This window comes from Methanohalobium sp., from assembly GCF_046546175.1.
Lineage (GTDB): Archaea > Halobacteriota > Methanosarcinia > Methanosarcinales > Methanosarcinaceae > Methanohalobium.
The window spans coordinates 1-9,496 of the sequence record NZ_JBKGYF010000064.1; the positions used below are offsets into that span (position 1 = coordinate 1).

Sequence of the window (9,496 nt, forward strand, 5' to 3'; positions counted from 1 at the left end):
AAGGCATTCTTTTTCGCAGATAAGATCTCCTTTCAATGAATCAATGAAATCCTTTACATTGGTTTCATCACTATCATCTGGGACTACATTCAACCCTTTTGCATAATTTTCAGCAAACTGATGCACTTTCAGTCCATATTCTGCACTGCTACCACCAGAATCAAAACTGTGTTCATGGAAAAGAGAATGAGACGATAATTTAACAGAACCATGGTTTGCTGGTGCATCTACTGTCAGCATGTTCTTTTCGTATTGTATCGGTTCCACTGATTTAACAACCGAGTCCACAGTTTCAGAATCAATATCCAAATTATTAAAGAATTCACTATATTTGTCGCTATCAGCGGTTAAGAACAAATAATTTTCAGACCTGGTCATGGCCACATACAACAATCTGCGTTCTTCATCATAATCTCCGCTAAGACATCTGGATACCAGAAAGCTTTTCCAGTTATCATATGTATATGGAAATGGGTCTTCATGATACAACTTATTCTGCCGCAGTCCCAGTGGTTCTCTGTAATCTATTGATCCTCTATAACCACCTGTATTAACACCAAGATCTGGCAGTATAACTACTGGATACTCCAGACCTTTGGCACTATGGATGGTCTGGATTTTGAAAGCGTCATCTCCCTGGCTGCCATCAACCTCATATGTCGTATTCGCCCAGATGTTATCTTCAATGAAATTGATTAGTTCTCCTGTATTCATTTCTGTGTTATCGAAACTGTTCTGAAGGATTTCGATGATACGATCCGGAAATACACCATGTATACCATATTTGTTGAAAATATAACGTGCAATGGCACCTATCGAATCAATTTCCTTGAGTTCACCGAGAAAATCAAGCATATCCTGTGGATAGTTTTTATTATGAAGGATATGTTTGACTTCATCCAGGGTGTAACCAGAACCTTCCAGAATTACTGACCATCCTTTTTTTGAGTCTTTAAAATTGAGCACTCTCAACCATGCAATCAGCATCAAAGCAGGAGCAGTTCTGAAAAGTTCAATCCCACCTTCATAGGCAACTGGGATGTTGTATTCCTGAGCCATTGAATGTAATTCAAGCCCGAATTTTCTGGTTCTTGTTAGAACAGCTATATCCTGGTATTTAATTGGACGATGGTGGCCGTTTTCCACGAATGTATAACTGGAATTGTCTACAATATCAGTTATCGTCCGAAGAATCACCTGTTTTTGATCTTCTCCGGTATATGCGGAGATTTCTGTTGGTCCGTAGTTATTAACCGAGTTCAAGTGGATTATCCTCGATTGAATCTCTTCTTTATCAAGAACCTCGTTTTTGGTAGCTTCCAGCATGAGAGCCTGTTCTGAAAAATCAATTATGTTCTGGGTTGAACGATAATTCTCTGTCAGTGGAATCTCACGGATTGAATCCACTGGATAGTCGATACGTTGATAACCTTGATTTAGGTCTTCCTTGTATTTACCGAGCCTTTCCCTGAACTGTATGATGTTATCAACAGATGCATACTGGAATGCGAAGATACTCTGCTTCCAATCACCAACCACACAGAAATTACCTTTGGACAGCAGCATGGCAAGCTTGAACTGGATTTCATTGGTATCCTGAAACTCGTCAATCATAACGTACTCAAATCTTAACTGTTCTCTGAGCTTATGGTTCTCATATAATAAAGAATATGCCAGCATCATCATAAAACTGAAATTAAGGTAATTCCTGCCCAGGGAATATTCAATATACTCAAAATATAGATCGTGTATGAAATTTTTCAGTTCTTCACGGTTTTCATAAAAAGCCGTTTCAGCAAATTCTTCAGGAACCTGTGGTTCATCTTTTATACGAATTTCATCTGCATCAGGTGCATCTGGAGGAAAACATTTGTATTTATAATCATTTAACCGCCCTCTAAGTTCAGACTGTTTTGGACCCCTTGATCCAGGAATTGGCTGGTTCACTCTATCAAAAATTCTCTTGAATTCATCATAATCACCATCAAGATATTTCTCTGAGTTCCTGAACCAGCCATTTCTTGTTGGAAATATTCCTTTGGATGCCAGGGATTTGATCAGGTTCAGAGGTTCATCATGATTGTATAAAATACGATAAAAATCGTTGTATTCTGGATGGCTAGAAATGAATTGTTGCAGATATCTGTGAAATTCCTGTTTTTCCAGTATCTCATTATCAATTATGCGTATCGATGGTGTTATACGGTCATTTATACCAATTATTTTTGGAGCTTCAAATCCATATCTATTGAGTATCCGATTGCAGAGGCTATGGAATGTAGATATAGGTGCTTCACGAAGAGCAAATTTATCATATTCACAGTTATTGATAATCCGCTCTTTCATATTTTCAGCAGCATTGTTAGTAAAGGTTATCAACAGGATGTCATCTGGATCTACATCCCTATTTTCCAGTATATAGGCATACCTGAGAGAGATGGTATGGGTTTTTCCAGTACCTGGACCTGCATCTGCAAGATAAATTCCTTCAACATTCTCTATCAGCTCCTTTTGACGGGTATTAGGTCCACTCACTCCCATTTGATCACCATATCCTTATGCTGGATTTGTTCAGGATCCACATCTCCCACCGGAAATCGTGTTTCTTTATATTCGTTGAGTCTTTCAATCTGTTCTTTGAGAAAAGTTTCAAACTCATCAAGATCATCTTTGAAATAACTTATTTCTCTAAACTGAAGCATCTTTTTCAAAGCGCTTTTACACCCATTCTCAACATATTTATAATCACCAATCAGGCCCTTTGCAAATGCTACAAATTCAGAGCAGAGCTCGGATTCCAGGAGTTCGTTCTTATCATAACTTGGTAGGATTTTGTTTTGGAAGAACCAGTGATAATTATCATAACCCATCGACTCCAGGATTTTTCTTGACGGGTTGGTTTCACTTATACCATCGATTAGTATATCATAGATTTCCCTATCTGAAATTAAATCATCGAATGAATAGGGATAATAAAAAATATCCACAACATTATCATCATATGACCCATTACCAAAGATTACTTCTTTCAGGTTGTTCAACAGATGATGGTAGGTGAATTTCAGCTTTCTGTCCGGACACACATATCTGTGATGAGAAAGGTACATCTTGGGCTGAAAGTCCGGTCTAGATTCAATGTTTTCTGTACTGGACTTTTTCATAATGTCACCGATAGACCGCTTTTTACCAGTTTTATGGTCAACCAGGTGTGTAGGAGACCTTATTAAGTCCACTTTTCCTTTGCCTCCGAGTTCAGGATTGTTAAAATACATCTCAGTCAGATTAAAACCTAAATCTTTGTTAAAATGATTGGAGAATGTATTTTGGTCATCGTTTTTCGTATAACCATCCAGCTTCTTTATTTCATAGTCATATGTCTGCAGGTATGACCTTATATTCTCTATACCTACCCGGAAAACAGTCCTTGCAACATCAAGTTCCAAATCATCCAGATACGGCTGGGTTCTGTTTACCATTATATCCACAAATTCATCGGTACAATTACTGTCCACAAAATCAGGATGGTTTACATAGAATTCGGCAAAATCATGGAGTAAACTGCCATTAATAGTGTACCTGGTATCTTCTCCATCAACCAATTGGGAAAAGAAATAGTCCTTTGGACAGTATGCGAATATGTTTAAATTTGATTGGCTAAGGGTTTTCACAGGTTTTGTATCTACGTTAGTATCCTGTTTCTGGAACGGATTCTGCTTCTCTGGTCCTTTAAACCCGTAGAACTCATGCGGAAAATCTGTAAACGAGCTTATTTCCTCGTCACTGAACTCATTGAAATAAAAACAAGGTGTAACCTTCTCAGCCATGATAGTATCCTGGACAAGAAAATACTGGTCTTCACCATTTTGCAAAAGGATCTGAAAGTTTTGTTTGTTTTTTTCATCAAATTCCTTTTCATTAACCCATAATTTATCTGGGGATTCGGGGGTCCAGGAAGAATCCATCCCCAGATAAAATACAATGGGTCGATCAATATAGGTAGAAGATTTGGGAGATACCAACATTACACCTCTCCCACTCTGGTCAACTGGATTGTCAAATGTATCCAGGTAATACTCTATGGAGTTAACTGCTTCCGGTGTTATTGGGATGGTAAGTATTCCCAGTTCATGTAAGATTTGTTTCAGGTATTCCTGTTTTTTATCGATATACCTCTCATATTCTTCAAGTATTTCCTTAAAAGTTGATCCAGGTACTGTATTGAGGAATTCCTTTAACCATGTTATATCTGGATGATTCATCACATCTATTTTCCACATATCATATCTTGATGAGAGATGAATATCAAAATGTGCTAATATTGGTTTTACATCTCTGACCCTGAGTCCTCTTCTATACAATCCAGTTCGAAGAATCTGCAGAAATGTTCTCAGGTATTCATCTTCTGAAAAATCAGTGGTAGTCATATAGGGTATCCCATTGATTTTCAGGTCTGATTCCAGAAGTGACTGGTAGGAACTGCCAGGTTCCAGAACCACTGCAATATCCAACAGATGATTATTTTTGATATTCTCGATAACTGTCTGGATGATTTCGGTGGCTGAATTGAATACACAGAACTTGGGAAGTTGTTTGATCGAATCTGAGAAAACAGGAATTTCATCGTATTTATCAGGCAGTACTTTCCTATCCAAGCCTGTAAACTGGTGCAGCCCCACAACTGCAATGTTCAAGTTTTCATCTATATTGTACTGTTCTATGGCATTGTAAGGGTTGGTACCGCTTTCCAGTATATCTATTATTTGTCTAGTTTCTGATGAATCGAATCCATCGTATTTTAATATCTCATATATATTTCCTGTTTCCACCCAGCAATTGGTAATATTTTCCAGCAGATAGGCTGCATGTTTCCATGTTATCTTTGTGCTGTTTATAATCTCCATGAACAGTTTACTTTTATCTTCAAGGTACTTCTCCGCTTCATTAAGAATCTGGTATGACAGCCTTCTGGGAGTGGTAGCAAATATTCCCAATTTGGGTGAATCCAGTCTGGAATTTAGTGCATCTGCAAGTGGAGCATCTACAGTGAGGACTATATCATACTCTTTTACTTTATCATATATCTGGTCCAGTGATAATGCTTCTGTAACTGATAATGTCAGGATATCCCTCTAATAGATGTAGACTGCCAAACATTAAATATTTTAGTATAAGTCGCACTGTAGAATACTTGGTTATATTAACTCCATTAGACATAATACTGATATTATAACAATATCCACCATCACATCTTGTATTTAATAATAATATCCTTGTACTTTGAAAAAGAGGATTTCTACAGAGTTTGAGAAGTCTTAATAAGGATGAACGATATAATAGTTTAAGTGATTTGAATATAACTTTGGTGGGTTACTAGTATTTTGGAATTGAAGACCAATATCCGAATAACAAGTATTGGTGTAATGTACGATACGAACTTTCCATGAATATAAATTTATAAATTAATTAATAGTGATGGTGTTAATCAATGAGCGATGATGAACTTTTAGAAAGATTTAAGGAAATTGACAAACGATGGGCAAAACTTGAAGAAGATGCTGAAGATAGACTTTTAGACAGTTTTATAAATGCTGATTTTGGAGAAGATGAGAATGAAGATGAACAAGAGTGATGGATTTTTCCAGTTTTCTTTTTATGCTATCTTTATTAATTTATTAGCTAGTTCTTTAGGGTAATTATTATAAGATTTTTACATAATCTTAAATGACGTTTTATATATTCTTTAATGAATCTTATACGTATACAAAATTATTTTTATTTGGATATTTATTTTACTCATCACAATTTCCACTGGAAATTGAAAATATTCTACATATTGTAATGATATGAATATAAAATCTTTAGAATTGCGGGGTTTAATCTAATAATGTGGGCTAAAGATAGTAATATTTCATAGATAATTAATTTAATCAGTTCATGTAATTAATACATTTAATTGAGAATGATTATATAAAAACTGTTCAATGTTTGATTTCCTAGTCTTTGTAAAATAGACAAATTATTTAATTAACATAATTAATAATTAAATCGTCTCATTTTCCCAAATTTATATAAAAAACAATTAGAATATAAAGCCAATTAATGATTTATTTTTGTGTTACCAAGGACACGTTTCAGATTTTGGACTATAAGTTATTGAATCAGATTTGATAGTTTATTTGGATTATATGTAAGATTCATTGTGCTTCATGTATATTAATATATAAAAAATAAAAATAATAAAAGCTGCAATAACAGTTCCAAAATCATTTAAAAAAAAGCCAACAAACACTAAACCAACGATAAAAGAAAAACCTACAGTTAAACCTTCTGAAACAGTAGATAATAGTATAACTATAGGTACAAATGTAATAAAGAAAGAAAAAAGATAAAAATAAAAATTATCAGTCGGTAAAATTTCAGCTGCATTAATCAGCGCTGGAAACACGTTTTTATAAATCATTCCAGATGCAAACCCTGAAAATCCACTAGTTATACCTCGATCAAACCCATCAATTATATTATCACCATTTGGCAAAGATATTTCTCCTACATTTGAAAAAGTAAAATCGCCTTTTAATTGCTATCTACTCTAAATATATAAATACATTTTTAAGAAATTGGTGTTATAAGTAGCTCTTATGCTTGGTAAACATCATGTAAGCCTAACAGTTGCAACAATGATACCGTTTATAGTCCCATTGATGTTTGCAGATAATAATACGGAGCTAATTCCAGTCTACATCCTGTTTTTAGTATCCGGAGTTATAGGTTCATTGATACCAGATGCAGATTGCGGTGGAAAACCAAAGCTTTACTACGATTTTAAACCGGTATACGATGCCATGATAACTATTCAAAAACTGGTCGTATGGATATTCAGGACTCTGGATCAAAAGGATAGGTTGACGCTGGAATGCCAGGTGGACCATTCCCACAGAGGCATAATGCATTCACCAGTTGGGGTTATTATCAGCTCTGTTTTACTAACATTGTTAGCCCTTGTAGCGTCAATTTTCCTGGGATTTAATACAACTATGGTATTGTTTATTTTTGTAGGCCTATTATCCGGACAGTTTTTGCACCTCATCGAGGATTCCTGTACCAGAACAGGGATTAACTGGAAATTCCCCTTCGGTCTAAAACAAATTAAAGGCAATATCATTACGGTCTCCAGTTCAAAAATAAAAGATTATAGACCATCAATATATGAGATAAGTCTCTGGGGAATAACAGGTATCCTAATATTTGGTTACGCTTTTGAAGTTATAAATTTTGCATATTATCTGGTTTATCCATTGATATTTCTGGTTGTTGTCATAATGTGGATAATTATAATCTACATTTCCAAATCCACCAATAAGATTTGGTATCAATAAACTGGGTTTAAGTAAATTCAAACAATTATATCTTTCAATCATTCAAAATAAATAGTGAAACATAGAAACATGGAATAATAAAAAAGCCATCAGATCAAATAATCTTTATATTGTTTGATGTCAAATATTATATTGTGGTGAGCTAAATGTCAAAAAAAGATGAAAATGATCTTTTTGGATTTAACAAAAAGTCAAAGGGTCCTAAAACACCCAAAGGTGAAATGAATAAAATGTTTACCGGCGATGGAAGGAAAAACCCCGAAAATGCAATAGCTGAGGATTTAGGACTAAGTAAAAAGAAAACAAAAGAACCTACAACCACCAAAGGTCAAGTAAACAAAATGTTTACCGGTGATGGAAGAAAAAATCCAGAAACCGCTATAGCTGAGGATTTAGGATTAAACAAAAATCAAAAGAAGAAAAAATCTAAAAAGAAATAAACTTTGTATTCAATTTTTAAGTGGGGTAAGCATTTATTATATACTGTCCTGATAGGTGTCATCTAAATTTTGCCGAAAGGAACAGAAAATCAGGATCAGGGGTAGTATTATTTTAGAGGATGAAACAAACAGTGTTCATATAGGATTTCAGTCGTATGTTATCTTTGGAACAATCCGTTTTCTTTTTAATATCTCATCATACTTAAATTTCAGCGAAATCAAAAATATGGATACATCCGAATTTACGTTTAAATTCAATTCTTTAATAATGGAATCAATGGGAACTTTAATCAGTTCAGCAATACCATTACCAATAAATATCCAATCATTAACACCTTTTAATTACAGTTTTGATGTTGTAGGTTTTATGATTGCAGCTGTAATAGCTGGAGCTTTTTGGTATTATCAAAAGTTTATTAATTAAAATTGGTTATTTCTGGAGATGTTGGTTTTTGATTAGAGGTTGGGATTATAAAACATTTTTAACTTTTTTTGCAATAATCCCAACAATCCTAATCCTCATCTACCTATTACCCGAACCCATAAAAACTGCATATTTCTCACTCGACCCAAAGAACCTTTTCATACCAAGCATCTACCTTTCAGCATTCGTACACTTCGATCTGGGTCACTTACTGGGAAACCTCATCCCCTATCTTATCATAATGTTTTTAATACTGAATTTCACGACCGACAGGAAACAATTCAAGTGGAACATGCTGTCGATATACGTGGATGTACCCATCATAACCTCACTGGCTTACCTTTTCATACTGATTCTGCCGCTGAAATCATTCGGGTTTTCAGGTATAGTGTCGGCTCTTATCGGACTTTTCCTGTACACCATCTACAGGTATCTCAGAAACAGAGGTTTTAACCTTGATTTCAACTTCGTCTGGATGATACTGCTTATCAACTTCTTCCTGTTCTCACTGTATCTGGATGTGGTATTTCTGATGTTAGCTTTCATCTTTGTACTGACAGCTGTCCTCATCTACCTGAATAAGGAATTCATCAGGGAGATGGCTGGGTATCTGAAAAACCTTGGTTATATTAGGAGGAAATCAAGGGAACTTAATATGTTGGAATTTGAGTACTATGTTTTCCTGATAACATTAACTGTTGTTTTTCTGTTCCCGTTCTATATTATAGTACCGCTGAATCCTACACAGGGAGGGTCGATTGTCAATTCGCTTTCGCATTACATCGGTTATATTTATGGAATTCTGGCTCCGGTTCTCGTTGAGAAATGGAAGGATGAATATAACTGATTAACGACATATAGCATTGGGCTAATTATTATTACAACCTTCTATTTTTTTCTTGTATACTTAAAATAATGTACATATCCTGATAAATCATCATCACTACTTATATTGATATACAGAAATTTATCCATGTAACACATAGTTATTAATTTAAATAGTACTTGCTGGATTCGATTAATAACTAAAATGGCTTTGATTGTTCATCATTTACTCTCAAACAAAAAAACCATACAAAAAAATACAATCACAAGTCTTGTGATTGTATAAATTGAGTGGGTTGGTGAGTGAAAAGGGCAGTATAAATAGGGGGTGACTTTGGGAGAACAATACAGACCAAGTTAGGGGGTACTTGGTCTGTGAACTTAAAAATCAAAACAAATTTCATTTTCTATGTTACATGAAACACAAAAAT

General features: G+C 34.7%; 9 protein-coding genes. 6 read left to right on the forward strand and 3 right to left on the reverse strand.

The window, feature by feature from the left end:
- A partial coding sequence (locus ACLFMM_RS07380; protein ID WP_410808083.1) for a UvrD-helicase domain-containing protein occupies positions 1–2,541 on the reverse strand: 2,541 nt, incomplete at its 3' end.
- Positions 2,532–4,901 carry a PD-(D/E)XK nuclease family protein gene (locus ACLFMM_RS07385; protein ID WP_410808084.1) on the reverse strand — a complete coding sequence of 790 codons (2,370 nt, stop codon included), beginning with the start codon at positions 4,899–4,901 and terminating at the stop codon, positions 2,532–2,534. The genes ACLFMM_RS07380 and ACLFMM_RS07385, both read right to left, overlap by 10 nt.
- Here ACLFMM_RS07385 and ACLFMM_RS07390 point away from each other — a divergent pair.
- Both ACLFMM_RS07390 and ACLFMM_RS07395 read left to right on the forward strand, forming a co-directional pair.
- Positions 4,900–5,133: a hypothetical protein gene (locus ACLFMM_RS07390; protein WP_410808085.1), complete on the forward strand. Its 234-nt coding sequence runs from the start codon at positions 4,900–4,902 to the stop codon at positions 5,131–5,133. The two genes, ACLFMM_RS07385 and ACLFMM_RS07390, sit on opposite strands and share 2 nt — an antisense overlap.
- A 352-nt stretch (positions 5,134–5,485) precedes the next feature.
- Positions 5,486–5,629 (forward strand): hypothetical protein, encoded by a 144-nt coding sequence (locus tag ACLFMM_RS07395; RefSeq protein WP_410808087.1) that lies wholly within the window; start codon positions 5,486–5,488, stop codon positions 5,627–5,629.
- 552 nt (positions 5,630–6,181) lie between these two features.
- Here the strand turns inward: ACLFMM_RS07395 and ACLFMM_RS07400 are convergent.
- The gene (locus ACLFMM_RS07400; RefSeq protein WP_410808088.1) at positions 6,182–6,535 is read right to left on the reverse strand and encodes a hypothetical protein; all 354 of its coding nucleotides are present in this window, start codon (positions 6,533–6,535) and stop codon (positions 6,182–6,184) included.
- 103 nt (positions 6,536–6,638) lie between these two features.
- On the opposite strand from ACLFMM_RS07400, the gene ACLFMM_RS07405 reads away from it, so the two are divergent.
- From ACLFMM_RS07405 to ACLFMM_RS07420, 4 genes are all read left to right on the forward strand, one after another.
- Entirely contained in the window at positions 6,639–7,376 is a 738-nt protein-coding gene (locus ACLFMM_RS07405) for a metal-dependent hydrolase (protein ID WP_410808089.1), read from the forward strand.
- 146 nt (positions 7,377–7,522) lie between these two features.
- A complete protein-coding gene (locus ACLFMM_RS07410; RefSeq protein ID WP_410808090.1) occupies positions 7,523–7,816 on the forward strand; it encodes a hypothetical protein in 294 nt (97 codons plus the stop codon).
- 55 nt (positions 7,817–7,871) lie between these two features.
- Entirely contained in the window at positions 7,872–8,240 is a 369-nt protein-coding gene (locus tag ACLFMM_RS07415) for a hypothetical protein (RefSeq protein WP_410808092.1), read from the forward strand.
- A 28-nt stretch (positions 8,241–8,268) separates the two neighbouring features.
- Positions 8,269–9,087, forward strand: coding sequence for a rhomboid family intramembrane serine protease (locus ACLFMM_RS07420; RefSeq protein ID WP_410808093.1), 819 nt, complete (start codon positions 8,269–8,271; stop codon positions 9,085–9,087).
- Positions 9,088–9,496 lie beyond the last annotated feature (409 nt).

What these genes read in the sequence shown, in the direction of transcription:
- ACLFMM_RS07390 (WP_410808085.1), top strand. Translation starts at nt 4,900, where the DNA reads ATGAACAGTTTACTTTTATCTTCAAGGTACTTCTCCGCTTCATTAAGA.
- ACLFMM_RS07385 (WP_410808084.1), bottom strand. Translation starts at nt 4,901, where the DNA reads ATGGAGATTATAAACAGCACAAAGATAACATGGAAACATGCAGCCTAT.
- ACLFMM_RS07395 (WP_410808087.1), top strand. Translation starts at nt 5,486, where the DNA reads ATGAGCGATGATGAACTTTTAGAAAGATTTAAGGAAATTGACAAACGA.
- ACLFMM_RS07405 (WP_410808089.1), top strand. Translation starts at nt 6,639, where the DNA reads ATGCTTGGTAAACATCATGTAAGCCTAACAGTTGCAACAATGATACCG.
- ACLFMM_RS07410 (WP_410808090.1), top strand. Translation starts at nt 7,523, where the DNA reads ATGTCAAAAAAAGATGAAAATGATCTTTTTGGATTTAACAAAAAGTCA.